Source organism: Pseudomonas sp. Larv2_ips (assembly GCF_963879675.1).
GTDB lineage: Bacteria > Pseudomonadota > Gammaproteobacteria > Pseudomonadales > Pseudomonadaceae > Aquipseudomonas.
In genome coordinates, this window is sequence record NZ_CAWOAW010000031.1 from 297,142 (window position 1) to 322,595 (window position 25,454).

Annotated in this window: 21 protein-coding genes; 15 read left to right on the forward strand and 6 right to left on the reverse strand. The window is 62.9% G+C overall.

Annotation, left to right across the window (positions count from 1 at the left end; genetic code table 11):
* Positions 1-79 precede the first annotated feature (79 nt).
* The 14 genes from AACV02_RS26930 to AACV02_RS26995 are packed head-to-tail and all read left to right on the forward strand — an operon-like array spanning position 80 to position 13,228.
* Entirely contained in the window at positions 80-814 is a 735-nt protein-coding gene (locus tag AACV02_RS26930) for a glycosyltransferase family 2 protein (RefSeq protein WP_119738022.1), read from the forward strand.
* Complete coding sequence (locus AACV02_RS26935) at positions 811-1,746, forward strand: LpxL/LpxP family acyltransferase (RefSeq protein WP_119738024.1); 936 nt, start codon at positions 811-813, stop codon at positions 1,744-1,746. The genes AACV02_RS26930 and AACV02_RS26935 overlap by 4 nt, the downstream gene beginning before the upstream one ends.
* Entirely contained in the window at positions 1,730-3,271 is a 1,542-nt protein-coding gene (locus AACV02_RS26940; protein ID WP_106577546.1) for an HAL/PAL/TAL family ammonia-lyase, read from the forward strand. The genes AACV02_RS26935 and AACV02_RS26940 overlap by 17 nt, the downstream gene beginning before the upstream one ends.
* Entirely contained in the window at positions 3,264-3,692 is a 429-nt protein-coding gene (locus tag AACV02_RS26945; RefSeq protein WP_119738026.1) for an acyl-CoA thioesterase, read from the forward strand. Before AACV02_RS26940 ends, AACV02_RS26945 begins: the two co-directional genes overlap by 8 nt.
* Positions 3,686-4,369: an outer membrane lipoprotein carrier protein LolA gene (locus tag AACV02_RS26950; protein WP_119738028.1), complete on the forward strand. Its 684-nt coding sequence runs from the start codon at positions 3,686-3,688 to the stop codon at positions 4,367-4,369. Before AACV02_RS26945 ends, AACV02_RS26950 begins: the two co-directional genes overlap by 7 nt.
* Positions 4,359-6,671: an MMPL family transporter gene (locus tag AACV02_RS26955; RefSeq protein WP_119738391.1), complete on the forward strand. Its 2,313-nt coding sequence runs from the start codon at positions 4,359-4,361 to the stop codon at positions 6,669-6,671. Before AACV02_RS26950 ends, AACV02_RS26955 begins: the two co-directional genes overlap by 11 nt.
* 33 nt (positions 6,672-6,704) lie before the next feature.
* Positions 6,705-7,952, forward strand: coding sequence for an NAD(P)/FAD-dependent oxidoreductase (locus tag AACV02_RS26960; RefSeq protein ID WP_119738030.1), 1,248 nt, complete (start codon positions 6,705-6,707; stop codon positions 7,950-7,952).
* Between the two features lie 11 nt (positions 7,953-7,963).
* Positions 7,964-8,698: a class I SAM-dependent methyltransferase gene (locus AACV02_RS26965; protein ID WP_177413688.1), complete on the forward strand. Its 735-nt coding sequence runs from the start codon at positions 7,964-7,966 to the stop codon at positions 8,696-8,698.
* Positions 8,695-9,177, forward strand: coding sequence for a hypothetical protein (locus tag AACV02_RS26970; protein ID WP_106577541.1), 483 nt, complete (start codon positions 8,695-8,697; stop codon positions 9,175-9,177). Before AACV02_RS26965 ends, AACV02_RS26970 begins: the two co-directional genes overlap by 4 nt.
* On the forward strand, positions 9,174-10,340 hold the full coding sequence (locus AACV02_RS26975) for a beta-ketoacyl-[acyl-carrier-protein] synthase family protein (protein ID WP_106577540.1): 1,167 nt from the start codon (positions 9,174-9,176) through the stop codon (positions 10,338-10,340). The genes AACV02_RS26970 and AACV02_RS26975 overlap by 4 nt, the downstream gene beginning before the upstream one ends.
* A complete protein-coding gene (locus AACV02_RS26980) occupies positions 10,337-10,798 on the forward strand; it encodes an ApeP family dehydratase (protein WP_119738035.1) in 462 nt (153 codons plus the stop codon). The genes AACV02_RS26975 and AACV02_RS26980 overlap by 4 nt, the downstream gene beginning before the upstream one ends.
* Positions 10,795-11,523, forward strand: coding sequence for a 3-oxoacyl-ACP reductase FabG (gene fabG / locus AACV02_RS26985; protein WP_106577538.1), 729 nt, complete (start codon positions 10,795-10,797; stop codon positions 11,521-11,523). The genes AACV02_RS26980 and fabG overlap by 4 nt, the downstream gene beginning before the upstream one ends.
* The gene (locus AACV02_RS26990) at positions 11,523-12,749 is read left to right on the forward strand and encodes a beta-ketoacyl-ACP synthase (RefSeq protein WP_119738037.1); all 1,227 of its coding nucleotides are present in this window, start codon (positions 11,523-11,525) and stop codon (positions 12,747-12,749) included. The genes fabG and AACV02_RS26990 overlap by 1 nt, the downstream gene beginning before the upstream one ends.
* 26 nt (positions 12,750-12,775) lie before the next feature.
* Entirely contained in the window at positions 12,776-13,228 is a 453-nt protein-coding gene (locus tag AACV02_RS26995) for a hypothetical protein (RefSeq protein ID WP_119738040.1), read from the forward strand.
* A 213-nt stretch (positions 13,229-13,441) separates the two neighbouring features.
* On the opposite strand, the gene AACV02_RS27000 is transcribed toward AACV02_RS26995, so the two are convergent.
* Both AACV02_RS27000 and AACV02_RS27005 read right to left on the reverse strand, forming a co-directional pair.
* Positions 13,442-13,828: a type II toxin-antitoxin system PemK/MazF family toxin gene (locus AACV02_RS27000; protein ID WP_119738041.1), complete on the reverse strand. Its 387-nt coding sequence runs from the start codon at positions 13,826-13,828 to the stop codon at positions 13,442-13,444.
* Between the two features lie 87 nt (positions 13,829-13,915).
* Positions 13,916-14,809 carry a LysR family transcriptional regulator gene (locus tag AACV02_RS27005; protein WP_119738043.1) on the reverse strand — a complete coding sequence of 298 codons (894 nt, stop codon included), beginning with the start codon at positions 14,807-14,809 and terminating at the stop codon, positions 13,916-13,918.
* A 124-nt stretch (positions 14,810-14,933) separates the two neighbouring features.
* Between AACV02_RS27005 and AACV02_RS27010 the strand changes: the two genes are divergently transcribed.
* Complete coding sequence (locus AACV02_RS27010; RefSeq protein ID WP_119738045.1) at positions 14,934-16,208, forward strand: MFS transporter; 1,275 nt, start codon at positions 14,934-14,936, stop codon at positions 16,206-16,208.
* A gap of 120 nt (positions 16,209-16,328) precedes the next feature.
* On the opposite strand, the gene hemE is transcribed toward AACV02_RS27010, so the two are convergent.
* From hemE to AACV02_RS27030, 4 genes are all read right to left on the reverse strand, one after another.
* Positions 16,329-17,396, reverse strand: coding sequence for a uroporphyrinogen decarboxylase (hemE, locus tag AACV02_RS27015; protein ID WP_106577532.1), 1,068 nt, complete (start codon positions 17,394-17,396; stop codon positions 16,329-16,331).
* 242 nt (positions 17,397-17,638) lie between these two features.
* A complete protein-coding gene (locus AACV02_RS27020; RefSeq protein WP_003171228.1) occupies positions 17,639-19,057 on the reverse strand; it encodes an FAD-dependent oxidoreductase in 1,419 nt (472 codons plus the stop codon).
* Positions 19,058-19,089: 32 nt separating this feature from the next.
* The gene (gltB, locus tag AACV02_RS27025) at positions 19,090-23,535 is read right to left on the reverse strand and encodes a glutamate synthase large subunit (protein ID WP_119738047.1); all 4,446 of its coding nucleotides are present in this window, start codon (positions 23,533-23,535) and stop codon (positions 19,090-19,092) included.
* A 348-nt stretch (positions 23,536-23,883) separates the two neighbouring features.
* Positions 23,884-25,452, reverse strand: a complete 1,569-nt coding sequence (locus AACV02_RS27030) for an SPOR domain-containing protein (RefSeq protein ID WP_106577530.1) — start codon at positions 25,450-25,452, stop codon at positions 23,884-23,886.
* Between the last annotated feature and the right edge of the window lie 2 nt (positions 25,453-25,454).

The window sequence follows — 25,454 nt, forward strand, 5'->3', positions numbered from 1 at the left end:
GCCCAACGCGGGGCAAGCCCGCTCGCCACAACAAGCGCGCTCAGCACAGTAAGTGCGCTACCAGTCGGTTGGGTCAGCCATGCATAACCCCTGCGCCCTGATCCCGGTCTACAACCATGAAGCCGCCGTACCGGCCGTGGTTCACAGCCTGTTGAACAGCGGCTTGCCGTGCCTGCTGGTCGACGACGGCAGCAGCCCGGCTTGCGCGGCGGTGCTGGCGCAACTGGCGACACTCGACAACGTCACGCTGCTGACCTTGCCCAACAACCAAGGCAAAGGCGGCGCGGTCATGGCCGGTTTCCGCGAAGCCGCGCGCCGGGGCTTCACGCATGCCCTGCAAGTGGACGCCGACGGCCAGCACGACCTGCGCGAAGTCGAGGGCTTTCTCGATACCTCACGCAGGCACCCCGACGCGGTGATCTGCGGCTATCCCGAATACGACGACAGCGTGCCCAAGGGCCGCTTGTACGCGCGCTACCTGACCCACGTGTGGGTGTGGATCAACACCCTGTCGCTGCAGATACGCGACTCGATGTGCGGCTTTCGCGTATACCCGCTGGCGCCTACGCTAGCGCTGATGAACTCGGCCTACATCGGCACGCGCATGGATTTCGATTCCGACATCCTGGTGCGCCTGGCCTGGCGTAACCAGCCGATGCGCTGGCTGCCGACCCAGGTGCATTACCCCGCCGACGGCTTGTCGCACTTTCGCCTGTTTCGCGACAACGTGCGCATCTCGGCCATGCACACGCGGCTGTTTTTCGGCATGTTGGTGCGCGCGCCGATGATTCTGTGGCGACGGTGGCAGGCATGAGCGAGCGCACCAAACACTGGGCCGACCGCGAGGAGCGCGGCAGTTTCTGGCTGATGAAGCTCACTGCCGTCGCCGCCAGGGTCCTTGGCCGCCGCCTGCTGAGCCCGTTGCTGTACAGCATCGTGCTGTACTTCTTCCTGTTCGGCCGCACCGCCCGCCACAGCGCATGGGAATACCAACAGCGCCTGGCCGACTGGAGCGGGCGCGATGAGCTGCGGCCCACGCATAAAAAAGTCTTCGGCCAGTTCATGGCGTTTGCCGACTCACTGCTCGACAAACTCGACGTGTGGAACGGCAAGCTGCGCCTGGAGCAGATCGAAATCAACGACCCGGCGCAATTGCGCGGTCAACTGCGCGGCGAGCGCGGGCAGATGCTGGTCGGCGCGCACCTGGGCAACCTCGAAGTGTGCCGCGCGCTGGCCGAGATCGGTGAACAAGTCACCATGAACGTGCTGGTGCACACCAAGCACGCCGAGCGTTTCAACCGCCTGCTGGGCGAAGCCGGGGCCACGCATCTGCGCCTGATCCAGGTCAGCGAACTGGACCCGGCGACCATGCTGCTGCTCAGCCAGCGCCTGGACGACGGCGAGTGGCTGGCGATTGCCGGCGACCGCGTGCCGCTGCACGGCGGGCGCAAGGTGCGCGTGGATTTCCTCGGCGTTGACGCGGCGTTCCCGCAGGGCCCGTGGCTGCTGGCCGGGCTGCTCAAATGCCCGGTCAACCTGCTGATGTGCCTGAAACACAACGGTCGCTATCGCCTGACCATCGAGCCGTTCGCGCAATTGATCGAATGGAAGCGCAGCACCCGCGAGCAGGTCATCGCCCTGTGGACCGTGCGCTACGCCGCACGCCTGGGCCAGTTCTGCCTGGAAGCGCCCCAACAATGGTTCAACTTTTACCCTTTCTGGAAAACCGATGACGACGCATCTTGAGCCAGTAACCTTTGGCGAACGCGCTTTGCGCATTGAAGACGTGCTGGCCTTGGCCAACCGTCAGGCGCCCACGCAGTTGCAGGGCGACGCAGCGTATCGCCAGCGCATAGCCAAAGGCGCGCAGTTCCTCGACTCGCTGCTGGACAAGGAAGGCGTGATCTACGGCGTGACCACCGGCTACGGCGACTCGTGCGTGGTGGCGGTGCCATTGCAGCACGTCGAGGCGCTGCCGCGTCACCTGTACACCTTCCACGGTTGCGGGCTGGGCAAGTTGCTCGACGCCCAAGCCACCCGCGCGGTGCTGGCGGCGCGTTTGCAGTCGCTGTGCCACGGCGTGTCCGGGGTGCGTGTGGAATTGCTCGAGCGGCTGCATGCGTTTCTGCAACACGATGTGCTGCCGCTGATTCCGGAAGAAGGCTCGGTAGGCGCCAGCGGTGATTTGACGCCGCTGTCCTACGTGGCCGCGACCTTGTCCGGCGAGCGTGAAGTGATGTTCCGTGGCGAGCGTCGCCAGGCGGCTGACGTGCACCGCGAACTCGGGTGGGAACCGCTGGTACTGCGCCCCAAAGAAGCCCTGGCCTTGATGAATGGCACTGCCGTAATGACCGGCCTGGCCTGCCTGGCCTTCGCCCGCGCCGACTACCTGCTGCAACTGGCCACGCGCATCACTGCAATGAACGTCGTGGCGCTGCAAGGCAATCCGGAACACTTCGACGAGCGCCTGTTCGCCGCCAAGCCGCACCCGGGGCAGATGCAAGTCGCTGCGTGGCTGCGCAAAGACCTTGCGATTGATGCGCCGACCGCGCCGCTGCACCGCCTGCAGGATCGCTACTCGCTGCGCTGCGCACCGCACGTACTTGGCGTGCTGGCCGACAGCCTGAACTGGCTGCGCTCGTTTATCGAAATCGAACTGAACAGCGCCAACGACAACCCGATCATCGACGCCGAAGAAGAGCGCGTGCTGCACGGCGGGCACTTCTACGGCGGGCACATCGCCTTTGCCATGGACAGCCTCAAGACCCTGGTGGCCAACGTCGCCGACCTGCTCGACCGCCAGCTCGCGCTGCTGGTGGACGTGCGTTACAACCACGGCCTGCCGAGCAACCTGTCCGGCGCGCCGGCCGACCGCGCGATGATCAACCACGGTTTCAAGGCCGTGCAGATCGGCACCAGCGCGTGGACCGCCGAAGCGTTGAAAAACACCATGCCGGCCAGCGTGTTCTCGCGCTCCACCGAGTGCCATAACCAGGACAAAGTCAGCATGGGCACCATTGCCGCACGTGATGCTATCCGCGTGCTGGAATTGACCGAACAAGTGGCGGCCGCCACGTTGCTCGCGGCCAACCAGGGTGTGTGGCTGCGCGCCCAGGCGGACGATGCGCGCCCCCTGCCACCGGCGCTGGCAGCCATGCATGAAGCGCTGGGTAAAGACTTCCCGCCGGTCATCGAAGACCGTGCGCTGGAGGGCGAGCTGCGCCTGTGCCTGAAACGTATTGCCGAGCAACACTGGAGGCTGCATGCGTAGCCAGGGCGTGTTGCATTGCGACACTGAAATCCTCGTGCCGTTTTTCGACATCGACACCATGCACGTGGTGTGGCACGGGCATTACGTGAAGTACCTTGAAGTGGCGCGCTGCGCGCTGCTGGACAAGATCGGCCATAACTACACGGCGATGCTGGAGTCCGGCTACGCGTGGCCAGTGATCGACATGCAGCTGCGCTACGTACGCGGCGCGGTGTTCGGCCAGAGGATCAATGTGCGCGCCAGCTTGGTGGAGTGGGAGAACCGTTTGAAGGTCAATTACCTGATCACAGACCTCGCCAGCGGCGAACGCCTGACCCGCGCCAGCACCGTGCAAGTGGCGGTAGAAATCACCAGCCGCGAGATGCAGCTGGCCTCCCCCAACATCTTCACCGACGCCGTAGAAAGGGCCCTGAAATGCTGACCCCTGTGGGAGCGGGCTTGCCCGCGAAGGACGTTAACGATAACGCGAACCGCCTGACACTGCGCAGCGCCCTCAGGTTCTTCGCGGGCAAGCCCGCTCCCACATTGATCGGGTTATTGCTGAGCTTCAGCGCCCATGCTTTTGATCTGCAACAGCTCAGCGATCAGTTGGCCAAGCCCTCGGTGATCCACGGCAACTTCATCCAGGAAAAACACCTGCGCGCCCTGCCCCAACCCTTGGTCAGCAAAGGCACCTTCGTGCTCGCCAAAGACCACGGCCTGTTGTGGCTGTTGAAAACCCCGCTGCAGCAGGACTACCGCATCAGCGCCCAAGGCATTGCGCGCCGTGACGCCAATGGCTGGCAACTGCTGCCGAACAAGAGCGCCGGGGCCGAGCAGAACCGCCTGTTCCTCGCCGTACTCCAAGGCGACAGCAGTGGCCTGCAACGCGATTTCGAATTGCAGCTGCAAGGCGAAGCCAAGCAGTGGAAGCTGACGCTGATCCCGCGCTCATTGCTGCTCAAGCAGGTCTTCACCCAGATCAATATCGACGGCGGCGAATTGGTGCAGACCATCCAACTGCTGGAAACCCAAGGCGACAGCACCGTGCTGCGCATGCAGGACAGCACCGCCGCCCAACCGTTAAGCGATGCGGAGCAACACGACTTTGCCCAGTGAGCGCCTGCTGCCGCGCCTGTTCCTGATCCTGCTGGTGGCCGTGCTGGCACTGGCCGGCTGGCAGTGGCGCCATGGCGCGCCGCTGTCGGCCAACCTCATGGAGCTGGTGCCGGGCAGCACGCCGGATGCGCTTGAGCTAAAAGCCGAACAACGCATGCAGGAGCCGCTGAACCGCGAAATGCTGGTATTGGTCGGGCATGCGGATCGGCAAAAAGCCGTGGCGGTGGCGCAGCAATTGGGCGAGCGCTGGCAAGCCAGCGGGCTGTTCGAAAAAGTGCAGTGGAACCTGCAGGCCGACTTGCCGGCCCTGCGCGAGCAATTGCTGCGCGGGCGCCTGGCGATGCTCTCGGCCAAGGACCGCGAACAACTGATCGAGCACCCCGACGCGTTCATCCAACAACGCGTGCAAGCCCTGTTCGATCCCTTCACCGGGTTCAGCCTGGTGCCGAGCCAGGACGACTGGCTGGGCCTGACCGGGCGTATCCAGAACAGCCAGCCACAACACGGCTCGGTGCAATTGGATATCGGCAGCGGCGCCTTGATCGCCGATGCCGACGGCAAAAGCTGGGTGCTGCTGCGTGCGCGCACCACCGGCAATGCCTTTGATATGAAACTGCCGGTGCAAGTGGCGGATCTGCTCCAGGCCAGCCGCGCGCAGGCCGGCGAGCAAGGCGCGCAATTGCTCGCCGCCAGTGGCTTGCTCTACGCGGCCAATGGGCAACAGCAGGCGACCCGTGAAATTACCTGGGTGGGCGGCGGCGCCACGCTGGGCATCCTGTTATTGCTGTTGCTCGCCTTCCGCCGCTGGCGTGTGCTGCTGGCCTTTGTGCCGGTGCTGGTGGGCATGTTGTTTGGCGCGGTGGCCTGTGTGGCGCTGTTCGGCCATATGCATGTGATGACCTTGGTGCTCGGCTCCAGCCTGATCGGCGTGGCGGTGGATTACCCGCTGCATTACCTGTCCAAAAGCTGGAGCCTGCAGCCGTGGCGCAGTTGGCCGGCGTTGCGCCTGACCCTGCCGGGGCTGAGCCTGAGCCTGGCGACCAGTTGCATCGGCTACCTGGCGCTGGCCTGGACGCCATTCCCGGCGCTCACCCAGATCGCGGTGTTCTCTGCCGCCGGTCTGGTCGGCGCCTACCTGTCGGCCGTGTGCCTGTTGCCCGCGCTGCTCCAAGGCGTGGACCTGCGCCCGGCGCAATGGCCGCTGCGCATCGCTGAAGGCCTGTGGGTGCTGCGGGCCACTTTGATCAAACACTTACCGAGCCCGCTGCTCCTGGCGCTGGTGCTGCTGTTTTGCGCCGGCGGCCTGTGGCACCTGAACAGCAAGAACGATCTGCGCCAATGGATCGGCGCCCCGCCGCAATTGCTGCAGGAAGCCCAGGCCGTGGCGCGCATCACCGGGTTCCAGCCCACCAGCCAGTTCTTTCTGGTGCGCGCCGACAATCAGCAGCAGTTGCTCGAACGTCAGGCAGCCCTGGGCCAGCGCCTGGATCAACTGGTGAACATGGACAAGCTGCAGGGCTACCTGGCGCTTAACCAACTGGTCAATTTGCCCGCCGAGCAGCAACGGCTGCGCGACGCGCTGAACCAATTGCCGCAACACTGGCAGCCGCTGTTGGACCTGGGCGTGCCCGCCAGCGCCCTGCACGCCGAAATCGCGCAACTGCAAGGCTTGCCCATCGAAGACATCGACGCGGCGCTGGTCGGCCCGCTCGCCGAGCCTTGGCGCACGCTGTGGCTGGGGCCGGTGGACGGCGGCGTCGCGGCGATGGTCAGCCTGCAAGGCCTGAACAACCCGGCGCTGCTACGGGTGCAGGCGCTGGACTTGCCTGGCGTACAGCTGGTGGATCGCCTGGGCGACTTGAACCGGGTGTTCGCCGACACGCAGATCAGCGCCGCTGAATTGAAATTGATGTCGTGCGTGCTGATCGTGCTGTTGCTGATCCTGCCGTTCGGTGTCGGCGGCGCCTTGCGCATCGTCGCCCTGCCGCTGCTCGCAGCGCTGTGCAGCCTGGCCAGCCTGGGTTGGCTGGGCCAGCCACTGACCTTGTTCAGCCTGTTCGGCCTGCTGCTGGTCACAGCGATCAGCGTTGACTACGCGATCTTGATGCGCGAACAGATCGGCGGCCCTGCCGTGAGTCTTTTAGGTACGCTGCTGGCGGCGCTGACGACCTGGTTGTCGTTCGGCCTGCTGGCGGTGTCGAGTACACCGGCCGTGAGCAATTTCGGCCTGTCGGTCAGCCTGGGCCTGGCCTTCAGCTTTATGCTGGCGCCCTGGGCCGGCCATCAGAAGCACGCCTTATGAATGTGATTATCGCCATAGCGGCAAGGAGCCCTCGTGCCCACAGTTGAAATGGAACGTCGCCAGGTGGTGGTGATCGGTGCCGGCCCGTCCGGTGCCATCGCCGCCGCGCTGTTAAAGCGCAACGGGCATGATGTATTGATTATCGAGCGCCAGCATTTTCCACGCTTCTCGATTGGCGAAAGCCTGCTGTCGCACTGCATCGACTTTATCGAAGAAGCCGGCATGCTCGAGGCCGTGCAGGCAGCGGGTTTCCAGGTAAAAACCGGCGCTGCGTTTGCCTGGGGCGAGCGCTACAGCGCGTTTGATTTTGGCGACACGTTCAGCCACGGCAAACCCACCACCTTCCAGGTGCAGCGCGGTGAATTCGACAAACTTTTGGCCGACCAGGCCGCCTTGCAAGGCGTCGACATTCGCTACGGCGAAAGCGTCGTCGGTGTGGATTTTGCCGGCGACAGCCGCTACCTGCATGTGCGCCGCGAGAATGGCAGCGAGTACCACCTCAAGGCCAAATTTATCCTCGACGCCAGCGGCTACGGCCGTGTGTTGCCGCGCCTGCTGGACCTTGAGGCGCCATCGGATTTCCCGGTGCGCCAGGCGGTGTTCACTCACGTCGAAGACCGCATCGAACACCCCGGTTTCGACCGCACCAAAATCCTCGTGACCACCCACCCGACCCAGCGTGACATCTGGTTCTGGACCATCCCGTTCAGCAATGGCCGCTGCTCGGTGGGCGTGGTCGCGGCGAAGGCGCATTTCGACGGCCGCGACAGCGACCTCGACGCGTGCCTGCGCGGCTTTATCGCGGAAACGCCGAGCCTGGCCGGCGTGCTGCAAAACACCGTATGGGACACGCCTGCGCGCACCATCGGCGGCTACTCGGCCAACGTCAAAACCCTGCACGGTCCGGGCTTTGCGCTGCTGGGCAACGCGGCGGAATTCCTCGACCCGGTATTTTCTTCCGGCGTGACCATCGCCATGCGCTCGGCGAGCATGGCGGCGGGCTTGCTGCACCGCCAACTCAAGGGCGAAACGGTGGACTGGCAAACCGAGTTTGCCGAGCCGTTGAAACGCGGCGTCGACACTTTCCGCTGCTACGTCGAAGGCTGGTACGCCGGCACCTTCCAGGATGTGATTTTCCATCCGGGCAGCTCGCCGGACATTCGCCGGATGATCAGCTCGATCCTCGCCGGCTACGCGTGGGATGAGCGCAACCCGTTTGTCAGCGAGCCCAAACGGCGGTTGCGGATGTTGTCGGAGATTTGCGCGGGTGAGCCGGTATGAGCAGTCCAGCGCTGGAAAAAAACTACCTGAGTAAAAACTACGTCGAAGAAACCAGGTTCGGTTTCTGGTTCCTGCGCAGCCACACTTGGCAGCACCACGTGTTGCGCGTGGCGATCAACGACCTGCGCGGCTTGTTCACCGAGCCATTGCCGGTCGCGCCGGTGCTGCTGGACGCCGGTTGCGGCCAGGGCAAGTCGTTCCAGTATTTGCAGCAGGTGTTCGCGCCGCAGCGCCTGATCGGTGTGGATGCCGACCCGCATAGCCTGGCGCTGAGCAAGGCCGAAGCCGCGCGCCAGGGCCTGGCCGTCGAGCTGATCGGCAGCGACTGCGCCACCCTTGAAGTGCCCGACGCCAGCGTCGATATCGTGTTCTGCCACCAGACCTTCCATCATCTGGTGGAACAGCATCGCGCCTTGAAGGAGTTCTACCGCGTGCTCAAGCCGGGCGGCTACCTGCTGTTTGCCGAGTCCACCGAAGCCTATATCGATACCTGGGTGATTCGCTGGCTGTTCCGCCACCCGATGCACGTGCAGAAAAGCGCCGACCAATACCTGGAGATGCTGCGCGAGCAGGGTTTTGAATTCGCCCCGCAGAATGTCTCGTACCCGTATCTGTGGTGGAGCCGTTCCAGCGATTTTGGCCTGCTTGAGCGCTGGGGCCTGCGCAACCCGCCACCGGTGGGCCAGCGCGAAGAGACGCTGGTCAACTGTGTGGCGCGTAAACCTTTCGCGAGCGTCGCACCATGATCCGCCTGCTGTTGATCGGTTGCCTGTTGCTGCTGAGCGCCTGCGCCAGCCAACCGCCGTTGCCCGCAAAAACCCCGGCGCTGGCCTTGCCGATGCAATTGCATGTGCAGCGCCTTTCGGGTGGCCAGAGCCAGGACTGGCTGTTGGTGATCCAGCGCGAAGGCGCGGCCCTTCGCTGGTCGATGATGGACCCGCTGGGCATTCCCCAGGCCCGGCAAAAACTGCTCGATGGCCAGTGGCAGGCCGATGGTCTGCTGCCGCCCAACCCGGCGGCGCGCGAACTGTTTGCCGCCTTGCTGTTTGCCCTGACTTCATCGGATGACGTGCGCGCGCTTTATCCGAGCGCCCAGGCCATGGACCTCACGCGCACGCTGCCGGGTCATTGGCAAATCGTCTATCAGTCTTCAGAGGTGTTCAGCGTGAACATGACGGGCCAACCGCTGAGCTATCGCATCACCCCGCTGGGGGCCGCTCGATGACGGCTTATCTGAATGCGCTGGGCGTGATTTGCGCCCTGGGACGCGGCCAGGCCGAGGTCAGCCGCAGCCTGTTTGCCGGCGACTGCTCGGGCATGCGCGCCGAGAGCGGCTGGGTGCCGGAACGCGTATTGCCGGTTGGCGGCGTGCGCGGCGAGCTGGTGACTATTCCGGCCGAACTGAACCAGCAAAGCAGCCGCAACAACCAGTTGTTGCTGGAAGCAGCGTTGCAGATCGAGGGCGAGATCCGCCACGCCATTCACACCTATGGCGCCTCGCGAGTCGGCGTGGTGCTGGGCACCAGCACCTCGGGCATCGACGAGGCCAGCCGTGGCATCGCCAATTACCTGCGCGACAAGCAGTTCCCCGGCGACTACGACTACCAGCAACAGGAACTCAGCGCCCCCGCCAACTTCCTCGCCGACTGGCTGCAACTGAGCGGCCCGGCCTATGTGATTTCGACCGCCTGCACCTCCAGCGCCCGCGCGTTGATGAGCGCCCAACGCCTGTTGGACCTGGGTGTGTGCGACGCGGTGATCTGCGGCGGCGTCGACAGCCTGTGCAAGCTGACGCTCAACGGTTTTACCGCGCTGGAGGCGGTCTCCAGCGAGCGCTGCAATCCGTTTTCAGTGAACCGCAATGGCATCAATATCGGCGAAGCGGCCGTGCTGTTTCTGATGACCCAACACCCTGCGCCGATTGCCCTGCTGGGCAGTGGCGCCAGTTGCGACGCGCACCATATTTCTGCGCCCGAGCCTACCGGCAAAGGCGCATTGCAGGCGATGCGCAAGGCCTTGGCCAGCGCGAAGCTGGTGCCCGAGCAGATCGGTTACTTGAACCTGCACGGCACCGCGACCCAGCACAACGACGCCATGGAAAGCCTGGCCGTCGCCAGCCTGTTTCCCCACGGCGTGGCCTGTTCGTCGACCAAACCCATGAGCGGCCACACCCTCGGTGCAGCTGGCGCGCTGGAAGCGGCGTTCTGCTGGCTGAGCCTGACGCACGGCCGCGTGCCGCCGCATGTGTGGGACGGCCAGGCCGACCCGGCGCTGCCCGCCCTGCAATGGGCGCAGACCGGCGACACCTTGGAAAAACGCTGCCTGATGAGCAACTCGTTTGCCTTCGGCGGTAACAACGTCAGCCTGATAATCGCAGAGGCCCCATGATTGATTGGCCACTCGCCCAATTGCTGCCCCACGCGGGCGACATGATCCTGATCGACCAGGTGCTGTCGTTCGATGAAGAGCAGATTCACACGCGCCTTACCGTCAAGCCCGGTGGCCTGTTCAACCGCCCGGACGGCAGCCTGCCGGCCTGGGTCGGGATCGAGCTGATGGCCCAGAGCGTCGCCGCGTATGCCGGGTGCCGCGCGCGCCAGAACGGCGAAGCCGTGGAGCTGGGCTTCCTGCTCGGCACGCGTAAGTTCGAGTGCAACGTGGAACACTTCCCGGCAGGCGCCGAGCTGCGCATCCACGGCCTGCGCTCGCTGGAAGACGACAACGGCATGGGTGTGTTCGAATGCCACCTCACCGGCGACGGTATCCAGGCCAGCGCGCGCTTGAACGTATTTCGACCGCCCCAGGCGGCCACCTATTTAGATGAACCGAAGGACGAAACGCCATGACTGAATCCGTACTGGTCACCGGCTCCAGCCGTGGCATCGGCCGCGCCATTGCCCTGCGTCTGGCGCAGGCCGGGCATGACATCGTGCTGCATTGCCGCAGCGGCCGCGCGCAAGCGGACGCGGTGCAGGTCGAGATTGAAGCCCTGGGCCGCAAGGCGCGGGTGCTGCAGTTTGACGTGGCCGATCGCGCCAGCTGCAAGCAAATCCTTGAAGCCGACGTGGAGCAGCATGGCGCCTACTACGGCGTGGTGCTCAATGCCGGCCTGACCCGTGACGGCGCGTTCCCGGCCTTGTCCGAAGACGATTGGGACGTGGTGATGCGCACCAATCTCGACGGTTTCTACAACGTGCTGCACCCGGTGATGATGCCGATGATTCGTCGTCGCGCCGCCGGCCGCATTGTGTGCATCACCTCGGTGTCGGGGCTGATCGGCAACCGTGGGCAGGTCAATTACAGCGCGTCGAAGGCCGGTCTGATTGGCGCGGCCAAGGCGCTGGCCATCGAGCTGGGCAAGCGCAAGATCACCGTCAATTGTGTAGCGCCCGGCTTGATCGACACCGCCATGCTGGACGAAAACGTGCCGGTCGAAGAGCTGATGAAAATGATCCCGGCGCAGCGCATGGGCACCCCGGAAGAAGTGGCCGGTGCAGTGAATTTCCTGATGTCGGCCGAAGCCGGCTACATCACGCGCCAGGTGCTGGCCGTGAACGGAGGCCTGTGCTGATGAAACGCGTCGTCGTCACCGGCATGGCCGGCATGACCTCCCTGGGCAGCGATTGGGACACCATCGCCGCCAACTTTCGCGCCAACCGCAGCGGCATTCGGCGCATGGACGAGTGGGACCGCTTCACCGAACTGAACACGCGCCTGGCCGGGCCGATTGACGATTTCGTGGTGCCCGCCCACTGGACCCGCAAGCAACTGCGCAGCATGGGCCGCGTGTCGCGCCTGGCGGTGTGGGCGGCGGAACAGGCGTTGCAGGACGCCGGCTTGCTCGGCGACGAGTCGATCAAGGACGGGCGCATGGGCGTGGCCTGTGGCTCGTCCACCGGCAGCACCGACGAGATCAAGGCATTCGGCAACATGCTGCTGAACTCGGTGGCCGAGGGGCTGAATGCCAACTCCTATGTGCGCATGATGCCGCACACCACGGCGGCGAATATCAGCATCTTTTTTGGCCTCACCGGACGGCTGATCCCGACGTCCAGCGCCTGCACCAGCGGCAGCCAGGGCATCGGTTATGCGTATGAAGCGATCAAGTTCGGACGCCTGCCGTTGATGCTCGCCGGCGGCGCCGAAGAGCTGTGCCCCACCGAAGCCATGGTGTTTGATGCGCTCTACGCCACCAGCCTGAAAAACGACGCGCCGCAGACCAGCCCACGTCCTTACGACAGCGGCCGTGATGGCCTGGTGATTGGTGAAGGCGGCGGCATGCTGGTGCTCGAAGAACTGGAACATGCGTTGGCGCGTGGTGCGCACATCCACGCCGAACTGGTCGGCTTCGGCAGCAACGCCGACGGCCAGCACACCACCCGCCCGGAGCAGAAAACCATGCGCCGCGCGATGGAGTTGGCCCTGGAAGACGCCGGGCTTGAGCCTTCTGCCATTGGCTACGTGAACGGTCACGGTACCGCCACCGACCAGGGCGACATCGCCGAAACATTGGCCACCAGCAGCCTGTTCGGCAGCCGCATGCCTATCAGTTCGCAGAAAAGCTTTCTCGGCCACACCCTGGGCGCATGCGGCGCGCTGGAGTCGTGGTTCAGCATCGAAATGATGAACCGCGACCAGTACGTACACACCTTCAACCTGGATGTGGTCGACCCGCAATGTGGCGAGCTGGATTACCTGCAGGGCGGCTTTCGCGAGATGCACCACGATTACGTGATGAACAACAACTTTGCGTTTGGCGGCGTCAACACCTCGCTGATTTTCCGTCGCTGGGCCTGATTTTTTAATTGATTGGAGAAAATGGAATGTCTTCCTTGCTACGCGCCACCCTGATCACCCTGGCCTTGCTGACCGCCGGCGGTTGCACCAGCAAACCCGTGCTCAACACCCAGCACGCGCTGCCGGCCGGCACTCAGGTGAGCGAAGAAACCATGAAGCAGGTCATCGTCACGGCCCTGCAAAAACGCGAGTGGACCGTGCAGCGTTTCAGCCCACAACTCGTGCAGGCCGAGATCACCGTGCGCAACCAGTTCTACGCAGCCATCGACATCCGTTACAGCCGCAACAGCTACGCCATCACCTACCGCGACAGCCGCGACCTGGGCTACAAGGACGGCAAGATCCATCGCAACTACAACCGCTGGGTGAGCATGCTCGATCGCGACATCATGGCGGCGCTGCGCAGCAATGGCGTGGGTAACGCACCCGGATCGGCGGCGCAGTCGTTTGAGCAGACAGGGGCGTCGAAGCAGAACTGAGGATCGCGGTCCGTCAGAAACGACAAAGGGCGCCTTTCGGCGCCCTTTTCACAAACAGGTTGGCTTGTCATCGCCGCTTCCTGCCTGGCTCTGCGATGGCTGGTTACCCAGGGTCCTCAGAGTCTCACAAGCCCCTTTCGGGAACTCGGCGAGTATGCCTGAAAACAACTCGACTGCAATCGGTGGCAAAGCGCCGCTTGTTCTTTACCCACTTCATCGCAACCCCAGCGCACTGTGCACCGCTGCTTTTATCGCTGAAAACTGATCATTGGTGAGCTCCGCGATTGTGTAAGTTCGTTTTCCATGACGGTCTTTGCTTTTGATTCGATCCAGTCGCCCCAGGCTTACGGTCGCCACAACTTCGCACTTCGCCCAGCAGATGGGGTTCGCGCCCTGCAGATGACTGTCTAGCTGCAAATGATGCGCCAGCAGCGTTTGCGGGGCGGTGGTGCTCAAAGGCACAACCGTCACCAGCAGCTTATTGGTTCGGTGTTTGCGTATCACAATCACGGGTCGAACCTTGATGATTTCCGGGACCTCATAGCCTCGAAAATCACACATCAACACGCTGCCCTCCTTGGGCTGATAGAGCAGTGCCATCCATATCGCTCGCTTGAAAAAGAGCGATTCTGCGCAGGTTTCTGGCTAATCACTAAGGCAGTTCCGTTACCTGATATGTGACTTCGCCTACACCACGGCCTTGCGCGTCAACAACTCCACAAACGCCTTCGCCCTCGGCGACTGCGCGCCCTTGCGCTGCACCAGCCACACCGCCGTGACCGCCTCCTGATCGAGCAGCGTGCGATACACCACGCCATCAATGCGTATGCGCTGGTAAGACGCCGGCAGCACCGACACGCCCAAGCCCGCCGCCACCAACCCGATAATCGTCATCGCCTCCCCCGCTTCCTGGGCGAAGTGCGGGCTGAAGCCTGCGTCACGGGCCAGGCTGAGCAATTGGGCATAAAGGCCGCTGCCATAGCTGCGCGGGAAGAATACAAACGGCTCCTGCGCCAATTGCGCCAGGTGCAAACCGCGTTCGCTGCCTTCCGCCAGCGGGTGGCCGGCGTTGAGTACGGCTACCAGCGGTTCGCGCATCAGCTCGATGACACTCAGCGAATCCGGCAACGGCAGCGGGCGCATCAGGCCGACCTGGATCGATTGATCCACCAACGATTCGGCCACTTCGGTGCTGCTCATTTCCTGCAGGTTCAAGTGCACCGCCGGGAAGGCCTGACGAAACGCAAAGATCGCCTGCGGAATGCTCGAATTGAAGGGTGCGGACGAGGTGAAACCAATCTTCAGTTCCCCCAGCTCTCCCAACTGCGCACGCCGAGCGACATCCGCGGCCTTGTCGACCTGCGCCAGCACCAGTCGCGCCTCTTGCAGGAACAACCGCCCGGCCTCACTGAGCTCGACCCGACGATTGGTGCGCTCAAACAAACGCGCGCCCACCTCTTGTTCCAGGGCCTGGATCTGCTGGCTCAGCGGCGGCTGCGAGATGCCCAGCACCTGTGCAGCGCGGCCAAAATGCAGTTCTTCGGCGACGGCGATGAAGTACCGCAGGTGACGCAATTCCATGCAAACCTCATTAGGTCGTAAAAGCTATCAAACAGGTCGAACAATATATTGGAAAGAATCATTAGCCAGCTATATTCTTTTTTGCATTGCCAGTCCTGGCAGGCTTTCCCTCGCCGAGGTCCCCGTGAAATCTGCTGTCGCTTCATCCGCTCAAGAAATCCCGCCTACCGCCCTGGATGAGGTGGTGGCCCAGCTCAACGAACAGTTCATCGAAAAAGGCACGCCGATGTTCATGCGCACCGTGCTGGCGCTGTTCTCCGGTGGCTTTGCCACCTTTGCCCTGCTGTATTGCGTGCAGCCGATGATGCCCGCGCTGTCCCACGAGTTTTCCATCAACGCGGCGCAGAGCAGCCTGATCCTGTCAGTCGCCACCGCCATGCTCGCGTTTGGCCTGCTGATCACCGGACCGATTTCCGACACCCTCGGGCGTAAACCGGTGATGGTCGCCGCGCTGTTTTGCGCCGCCCTGGCCACCATCGCCAGCGGCCTGATGCCGTCCTGGGAAGGCATCCTGCTGATGCGTGCGCTGGTCGGCCTGTCCCTGAGCGGCCTGGCAGCCGTTGCGATGACTTACCTGAGCGAAGAGATCCACCCGCAACACATCGGCCTGGCCATGGGCTTGTACATCGGCGGCAACGCGATTGGCGGCATGAGCGGGCGCCTGATCATGGGCGTGCTGATCGACTTCGTCAGTTGGCACACCGCCACGCTGATCATCGGCGCCCTGGCGCTGATCGCTGCCACGGTGTTCTGGAAGATCCTCCCCGAGTCGCGCAACTTCCGCGCCAGCAGCCTCAAACCGCGCAGCCTGGTGGACGGCTTCGTGATGCACTTCAAGGATGCAGGCCTGCCCTGGCTTTTTCTCGAAGCCTTCCTGTTGATGGGCGCGTTCGTGACGATGTTCAACTACATCGGCTATCGCCTGCTGGCGTCGCCTTACGCGCTGAGCCAGGCCGTGGTCGGCCTGCTGTCGCTGGTGTACCTCTCGGGCATTTACAGCTCGGCGAAAATCGGCTCGCTGGCCGACCGCCTTGGCCGGCGGCGCGTGTTGTGGGGCACGATCGTGTTGATGCTGTCGGGCATGTTACTGACCCTGTTCACCCCGCTGTGGCTGGTGGTGCCGGGCATGCTGATCTTTACCTTCGGCTTCTTCGGCGCGCACTCGGTGGCCAGCAGCTGGATCGGCCGGCGCGCGGTCAAGGCCAAGGGGCAGGCGTCGTCGCTGTACCTGTTCTGCTACTACGTGGGCTCAAGCATTGCGGGGACGGCGGGCGGGTTCTTCTGGCACTTTGCCGGGTGGAACGGGATTGGCGGGTTTATCGTGGCGCTGTTGATTGGCGCGCTGCTGGTGGCCCTGAAGCTGGCGAAGTTGCCACCGCTGGGGAATGTGCAGGCCTGAGGATTTCTGGCTTTTAATGTGGGAGGGGGCTTGCCCCCGATTGCAGTGTGTCAGCCAATGAATGTGGTGACTGATACACCGCTATCGGGGGCAAGCCCCCTCCCACATTTGTTGCGCGTGTTATTCGTGGTACTGCGCCGACAGCTCGTGCACCGCGCGCAAGAACGCGCCGGCATGCTCCGGATTCACTTCCGGGGTGATGCCATGGCCGAGGTTGAACACGTGCCCCGTGCCTTTGCCGTAGCTGGCCAGGATGCGGCCGACTTCGGTGCGGATCGCTTCCGGCTTGGCGTAGAGCACGGTCGGGTCCATGTTGCCTTGCAGCGCGACTTGGTTGCCAACGCGACGGCGAGCTTCGCCAATGTCGCAGGTCCAGTCCAGGCCGAGTGCATCGGCGCCGGCATCGGCGATGCTTTCCAGCCACAGGCCGCCGCCTTTGGTGAACAGGATGACCGGCACTTTGCGGCCTTCGTGTTCGCGGATCAGGCCGCTGACGATCTTGCGCATGTAGGCCAGGGAGAATTCCTGATACGCCGCCGCCGACAAGTTGCCACCCCAGGTATCGAAGATCTGTACCGCTTGCGCGCCGGCCATGATCTGGCCGTTGAGGTAGGCGGTAACCGACTGCGCCAGTTTATCCAGCAGCAGGTGCATGGCCTGTGGGTTGTCGTAGAGCATGGCTTTGGTCTTGCGGAAGTCTTTCGACGAGCCGCCTTCGACCATGTAAGTCGCCAGTGTCCACGGGCTGCCGGAGAAGCCGATCAGCGGCACGCGGCCGTTCAGCTCGCGGCGGATGGTGCTCACGGCGTCCATCACGTAGCCCAGGTCTTTGTGCGGATCGGGGATCGGCAGTGCTTCGATGTCGGCAAGGGTGCTGACGACTTTCTTGAAACGCGGGCCTTCGCCGGTTTCGAAGTACAGGCCTTGGCCCATGGCGTCAGGGATGGTCAAAATATCGGAGAACAGGATGGCCGCGTCCAGTTGTGGGTAGCGGTCCAGCGGCTGCATTGTGACTTCGCAGGCGAACTCCGGGTTCATGCACAGGCTCATGAAGTCGCCGGCGTGGGCGCGACTGGCGCGGTATTCCGGCAGGTAGCGACCGGCTTGACGCATCATCCACACGGGCGTGACGTCTACGGGTTGCTTGAGCAGGGCACGAAGGAAACGGTCGTTCTTGAGGGCAGTCATGTCGGCATCCGCAAAAAAAGTGCGGGCATTTTCTCAGAGCGCGACGCAAAAGGCACGGAGTGAGCCGTGCCTTTTGTCTATCGGGTCAATTTGTCGCGGATATCAAAGCGCTACAAAACCAATGTGGGAGGGGGCTTGCCCCCGACTGCAGTGTGTCGGTTTCAGTATCTGTAACTGAACCACCGCTATCGGGGGCAAGCCCCCTCCCACATTTTGATCCCATTTCAACCTGGGATCAGGGGTCAGACCTGCAAGTAATCCAGGATACCTTCGGCGGCGTTGCGGCCTTCGAAGATCGCGGTTACCACCAGGTCAGAGCCGCGCACCATATCGCCACCGGCGAAGATTTTCGGGTTGCTGGTCTGGTGCTTGTACTGGCCTTGTTCCGGGGCTACAACGCGGCCCTGGCTGTCGGTCTGGATTTCGAACTGCTCGAACCACGGCGCCGGGCTTGGGCGGAAACCAAAGGCGATGACCACGGCGTCGGCCGGGATGATTTCTTCGGAACCCGGGATCGGCTCAGGGCTGCGACGGCCACGGGCGTCCGGCTCGCCGAGACGGGTCTCGACCACTTTCACGCCTTCAACACGGTCCTCACCCACAATGGCGATCGGCTGGCGGTTGTAGAGGAATTTCACGCCTTCTTCCTTGGCGTTCTTCACCTCTTTGCGCGAGCCGGGCATGTTGGCTTCGTCACGACGGTAGGCACAGGTGACCGACTTGGCGCCCTGGCGGATCGAGGTACGGTTGCAGTCCATCGCGGTGTCGCCACCACCCAGCACCACAACTTTCTTGCCTTTCATGTCGACGAAATCTTCCGGCGACTTTTCAAAGCCCAGGTTGCGGTTGACGTTGGCGATCAGGAAGTCGAGCGCGTCATACACGCCCGGCAGGTCCTCACCGGCAAAGCCGCCTTTCATGTAGGTGTAGGTGCCCATGCCCATGAATACGGCATCGTATTCGGCGAGCAGTTGCTCCATGGTGATGTCTTTGCCGATTTCGGTATTGAGACGGAACTCGATACCCATGCCGGTGAACACTTCACGACGGTTGCTCAGTACAGTTTTTTCCAGCTTGAACTCGGGAATGCCGAAGGTCAGCAAGCCACCGATTTCAGGGTTCTTGTCGAACACCACCGGGGTCACGCCACCACGCACCAGCACGTCGGCACAGCCCAGGCCCGCCGGGCCCGCGCCGATGATCGCAACGCGCTTGCCGGTTGGCTTGACCTTGGACATGTCCGGGCGCCAGCCCATGGCGAACGCGGTGTCGGTGATGTACTTCTCCACCGAACCGATGGTCACCGCGCCAAAGCCGTCGTTGAGGGTGCAGGCACCCTCGCACAGACGGTCTTGCGGGCACACCCGGCCGCACACTTCCGGCAAGGTGTTGGTCTGGTGCGACAGCTCGGCGGCGGCGAGGATGTTGCCCTCGGCCACCAGTTTGAGCCAGTTGGGAATGAAGTTGTGCACCGGGCACTTCCATTCGCAATACGGGTTACCGCAACCCAGGCAGCGGTGGGCCTGGTCGGCCGAGTGCTGGGGTTTGAAGGGCTCGTAGATTTCCACGAACTCTTTCTTGCGTTGACGCAACAGTTTCTTCTTCGGATCTTTGCGCCCGACATCGATGAACTGGAAGTCGTTATTCAGACGTTCAGCCATGTTAAAACCTCATCAAACTCTTCAGGCGCATATCACTGCGGGTTGGCACGGATGCTGGAAAGCAACGATTTCAGGTTGGCAGCCTTGGGCTTGACCAGCCAGAAACGACGCAGGTAATCATCGAGGTTTTCGGCGAGGTTGCGACCCCATTCGCTGCCGGTCTCCTCGACGTACTCGTCCAGCACGTGCTGCAAGTGGTTCCGGTAGGATTCCATGGCTTCGCCGCTGATCCGCTGGATCTCGACCAACTCGTGGTTGACCTTGTCGACGAAGGTGTTGTCCTGGTCGAGCACGTAGGCGAAACCGCCGGTCATGCCCGAACCGAAGTTGTAACCGGTCTTGCCCAGTACCGCGACAAAGCCCCCGGTCATGTACTCGCAGCAGTGATCGCCTGTGCCTTCCACCACGGTGTGGGCACCGGAGTTACGCACGGCGAAACGCTCACCGGCCGTGCCGGCGGCGAACAGCTTGCCACCGGTGGCGCCGTACAGGCAGGTGTTGCCGATGATCGCGCTTTCCTGCGACTTGTAGACGCTGCCGATAGGCGGAACGATCACCAGCTTGCCGCCGGTCATGCCTTTGCCCACGTAGTCGTTGGCGTCGCCTTCGAGGTACATGTTCAGGCCACCGGCGTTCCACACGCCGAAGCTCTGGCCCGCAGTGCCCTTGAAGCGGAAGGTGATCGGCGCCTTGGCCATGCCCTGGTTGCCGTGCTTGCGCGCGATTTCGCCGGAGATGCGTGCGCCGATGGAACGGTCGCAGTTGCAGATATCCAGCGCGAATTCGCCACCGCTGGCGTCGTTGATTGAGGCGCTGGCCATTTCGACCATCTTCTCGGCCAGCAGGCCCTTGTCGAACGGCGGGTTGCGGTCAACCTGGCAGAATTGTGGCTTGTCTGCCGGGATGTGGTCGCTGCCCAGCAGCGGCGTCAGGTCCAGGTGCTGTTGCTTGGCGGTCTGACCTTCGAGGATGTCGAGCAAGTCGGTACGCCCGATCAGCTCTTCCAGCGAGCGCACGCCCAGCTTGGCCAGCCACTCACGGGTTTCTTCGGCGACGTAGGTGAAGAAATTCACCACCATGTCGACGGTGCCGATGTAGTGATCCTTGCGCAGCTTCTCGTTCTGAGTGGCGACGCCGGTGGCGCAGTTGTTCAGGTGGCAGATGCGCAGGTATTTGCAGCCCAGGGCGATCATCGGCGCGGTGCCGAAGCCGAAGCTTTCGGCGCCGAGGATCGCGGCCTTGATCACGTCGAGGCCGGTTTTCAGGCCGCCGTCGGTCTGCACGCGCACTTTGCCGCGCAGGTCGTTGCCGCGCAGGGTCTGGTGAGTTTCCGCCAGGCCCAGCTCCCACGGCGCACCAGCGTACTTGATGGAGGTCAACGGCGAAGCGCCGGTGCCGCCGTCGTAGCCGGAGATGGTGATCAGGTCGGCATAGGCCTTGGCCACGCCGGCGGCAATGGTGCCCACGCCGGCTTCCGCGACCAGTTTCACCGAGACCAATGCCTGCGGGTTGACTTGTTTGAGGTCGAAAATCAGCTGCGACAAGTCTTCAATCGAGTAGATGTCGTGGTGCGGCGGTGGCGAAATCAGGGTCACGCCGGGCACTGCGTAACGCAGCTTGGCGATCAGACCGTTGACCTTGCCGCCGGGCAGTTGCCCGCCTTCACCCGGCTTGGCGCCCTGGGCGACCTTGATCTGCAGCACTTCGGCGTTGACCAGGTATTCCGGAGTGACACCGAAACGGCCGGTCGCGACCTGCTTGATTTTCGAGCTCTTGATGGTGCCGTAGCGCGCCGGGTCTTCACCGCCTTCGCCGGAGTTGGAACGCGCACCCAGGCGGTTCATGGCTTCGGCGAGGGCTTCGTGGGCCTCAGGCGACAAGGCGCCGAGGGAAATACCGGCAGAGTCGAAACGCTTGAGGATAGATTCCAGCGGCTCGATCTCGCTGATGGCCAGCGGCGTGTCCAGGGTCTTCACCTTGAACAAGTCGCGGATCATCGACACCGGGCGGTTATCCACCAGCGCGGTGTAGGCCTTGAACTTGGCGTAGTCGCCCTGCTGCACAGCGGCTTGCAGGGTGCTGACCACGTCCGGGTTGTAGGCGTGGTATTCGCCACCGTGCACGAACTTGAGCAGGCCGCCTTGCTGGATCGGCTTGCGCGCGCTCCAGGCTTCGGCTGCCAAGGCTTTCTGTTCAGCTTCGATGTCGACGAAACGCGCGCCCTTGATGCGGCTCGGCACGCCACGGAAGCTCAGCTCGCAGACTTCTTCGGACAGGCCGATGGCCTCGAACAGTTGCGCGCCGCGGTAGGACGTGACGGTGGAGATGCCCATCTTCGACAGGATCTTCAACAGGCCTTTGGTGATGCCTTTGCGGTAGTTCTTGAACACCTCATAGAGGTCGCCCAGCACTTCGCCGGTGCGGATCAGGTCACCGAGCACTTCGTACGCCAGGAACGGGTACACCGCCGACGCGCCGAAACCGATCAACACCGCAAAGTGGTGCGGGTCACGGGCGGTGGCGGTTTCGACGAGGATATTGGAGTCGCAACGCAGGCCTTTTTCGGTCAGACGGTGGTGCACCGCGCCAGTGGCCAGCGAGGCGTGGATCGGCAGCTTGCCTGGGGCGATGTGGCGGTCGGTCAGCACGATCTGGGTACGGCCGGCGCGCACGGCTTCTTCGGCCTGATCGGCGACGTTACGCACCGCGGCTTCAAGGCCGAGGCTCTCGTCGTAGTTCAGGTCGATGATCTGGCGGTCGAAGCCTGGGCGTTCCAGGGTCATCAACGAGCGCCACTTGGCCGGAGACACCACCGGCGAGCTGAGGATCACGCGCGAGGCGTGCTCAGGCGATTCCTGGAAGATGTTGCGCTCGGCACCGAGGCACACTTCCAGCGACATCACGATGGCTTCACGCAGCGGGTCGATCGGCGGGTTGGTCACCTGGGCGAACTGCTGGCGGAAGTAGTCGTACGGCGTGCGCACGCGCTGGGACAGCACGGCCATTGGCGTGTCGTCACCCATGGAGCCGACGGCCTCATAGCCTTGCTCGCCCAACGGACGAAGCACTTGGTCACGTTCTTCGAACGTGACCTGGTACATCTTCATGTACTGCTTGAGCTGGTCCACATCGTAGAAAGCCGAACCGTGGTCGTTGTCTTCCATGGTCGCCTGGATGCGCAGAGCATTCTTGCGCAGCCATTGCTTGTACGGGTGACGCGACTTCAAGCGGTTGTCGATGGCATCGGTGTCGAGGATCTGCCCGGTTTCGGTGTCCACGGCCAGGATCTGGCCAGGGCCGACGCGGCCTTTGGCGATCACGTCTTCAGGCTTGTAGTCCCACACGCCGATTTCCGACGCCAGGGTGATGAAACCGTTGGTGGTGGTGACCCAACGCGCCGGGCGCAGACCGTTACGGTCGAGCAGGCACACCGCGTAGCGGCCGTCGGTCATGACCACGCCGGCCGGGCCGTCCCACGGCTCCATGTGCATCGAGTTGTACTCGTAGAACGCACGCAGGTCCGGGTCCATGGTCTCGACGTTCTGCCACGCAGGCGGAATGATCATGCGCACGCCACGGAACAGGTCGATGCCGCCGGTGACCATCAACTCGAGCATGTTGTCCATGCTGGAGGAGTCGGAACCCACGCGGTTGACCAGCGGGCCGAGCTCTTCGAGGTCCATCAAATCGTTGGCGAACTTGGTGCGACGGGCCACGGCCCAGTTGCGGTTGCCGGTGATGGTGTTGATCTCGCCGTTGTGGGCGAGGAAGCGGAATGGCTGGGCCAGCGGCCATTTCGGCAGGGTGTTGGTGGAGAAGCGCTGGTGGAACACGCAGATTGCGGTTTGCAGTCGCTCATCGCTCAGGTCCGGATAGAAGGCGGTCAAATCCGCCGGCATCATCAGGCCTTTATAAATGATGGTTTTGTGCGAAAAGCTGCAGATGTAGTGGTCGGTGTCGGCGGCGTTGGACACCGACGAACGACGACGCGAGGTGAACAGCTTGATCGCCATGTCCTGGTCGCTCAGGCCTTCGCCTGCGATGAACACTTGTTCGATCTGCGGCAGGCGCTCCAGAGCCAGGCGGCCGAGCACGCTGGTGTCAATTGGCACTTTGCGCCAGCCAACCAGTTGCAGGCCGGCAGCCAGGATCTCGCGGTTCATGTTCTCGCGAGCGGCCTCGGCTTTCACCGAGTCCTGGTTGAAAAACACCATGCCCACGGCGTATTGCTTGGGCAGGTCGACCGCAAATTGCTCTTTTGCGACAGCGCGCAGGAACTGGTCGGGCTTTTGAATCAGCAAGCCGCAACCGTCACCGGTCTTGCCATCGGCGTTGATCCCACCGCGGTGGGTCATGCAGGTCAGGGCCTCGATGGCCGTTTGCAAAAGGGTATGACTGGGCTCGCCCTGCATGTGGGCTATCAGGCCGAAACCGCAGTTATCCTTGAATTCATCGGGTTGGTACAGACCTGCTTTCATAGACACTTTCTCACCAGGCTGCCTCTTATATCGAGGCAAATTTCTTTTCAATTCAACCGGTTACCTTCCACGCCGAACGTACGCCGGCTTAGCGGGGGCAAAAGGGAGGTCATTGTACACACCGACACGAACGCTCACAAATTTAACGACGAAATGTCGCAAATCTATGTCGCATTTATGAAAGGTTTAAAGCGATATGCTGTGCTAGTCAAAACTTTTTTAGTCTTGACTGCCACGACTCAAACGCAACGTGCGCAGACACCACAAAGCGCGCGGCCTTCAGGGCTGCACGCTTTTGTAGTTTTTTGAGGTGCCGGGAGAGGCGGCCTGGGTAAGGCCGCCGAATCTTCAGCGAGTTGTTGCGAGTTCTTGTTGAACGCTGGCAACAGTGCGAGGCCAAGGTTTACCAGCCTGAACCTTCGCTGGCAAGGCCTTGATAGCGGATTCAGCTGCTGCACGGCTGGAGAAGTTGCCGTAGGTGATCACGTAGAGAGGCTTGCCGTTGAGCACTTTCTTGAAATAACGGTACTCACCGCCCTGCTCTTTCACGAACGCCTGAGCGTTGGCTTCGGAGCTGGTGCCGAGGATCTGCACCACGAAGTTGCCGGTTGGCTGGCTGGTGTACCAGCTGCTGCCGGTGCCGCCGGCCTTGGCGACGGTGGCGGCGGGCTTCTCAGCAGGCTTGGCAGCCGGAGCCGGCGCTGGCTTGGCGGCTGGCGCGGGTGCGACAGGCTTGGTCACCGGCGCTGGCTTGGCAGTGGCGACAGTCGGTGCAGGGGTCGGCTTGGCAGCCGGAGCTGCTGGCTGACCGGCTGGCACGCCCGCAGGCGGCGCGGTAGTGGTCACGGTCGGCGGCGTGGCGCTGGAGCCCTCCACCGGCACACCGTCGTCACCTTCGGAAATGCCACCGGCTTCTTCGGCGAGCGGGCCGCGCATTACCGGCTGGCCAACCATCGGCAGGTTGGTCGGTTGGCCGGAGTTGGCGAATTCGACGTTTGGCGTGGGTTTGCCCAGTGGCAACTGCGCCTGTTCGGTTGGCGCGCCGGCCGTGGCGGGAGCCTTGCTACGACCTGGGATCAACCAGGCGGCGGCGACAGCGACCACGACAACGGCGGAAATAGCCAATACGTGCTTCTTAGGCATAGTAAACCCCATCTTTGGACGCTTAACCGCAGAGCGGCTTGCAATCATGGCTTCGATCAAGGCATCCCGGGCAACCTGGTTGATGGTGCCAGGCCAGCCGTCGGAGCTTTCGTGAATATCAGAGATCTGCGCAGCGGAGAAAAGTTCGATACCGGCCCCGGCGCCCTCAAGGCGTTGGGCCAGGTATTCGCGGGTTTCTTCCTCTTCGTACGGCTGCAATTCGATGACGTGAAACAGCTCCTGATCACCGCTGATCTGCTCCAGATCGGCGATCAACGACGACTCGCCAAACAGGAACACGTGCGGGCGGCCTTCAGGCGTACCCGCCGCCAGCGCCAGCAGCGCTTCCAGAGCGGATTCGTCGAGCTGCTCGGCGTCGTCGACCAGCAAGTAGACTTCCTGGCCGGTCAGGCCCAGTTGCACCACTTGCTTGAGAATCGCGTTCGGCTCGGCATTGGATACATTCAGCGCCTGGGCCACTTGGCGCAACACGCCCGCCGCGTCACCGGCACCACGGGCCGACACCACCACGCTCTGTACCGATTGCTTGTTGGTGCTGGCGACCAGTGCCTGGCGCAGCAGGGTCTTGCCGCTGCCCAACGGCCCGGTGACCACCAGCAACAGCTGGCTGTAGCGCGCCAGATGGTGCAACTGGCCAAGCACCGGCTTGCGCTGGGCAGGGAAAAATTTGAAGCCAGGTACCCGCGGAGCAAAAGGGTCGTGGCTTAACTGGTAATGGCCGAGGAACGCCTCGTCGGCATGCAAACTAGTCATCG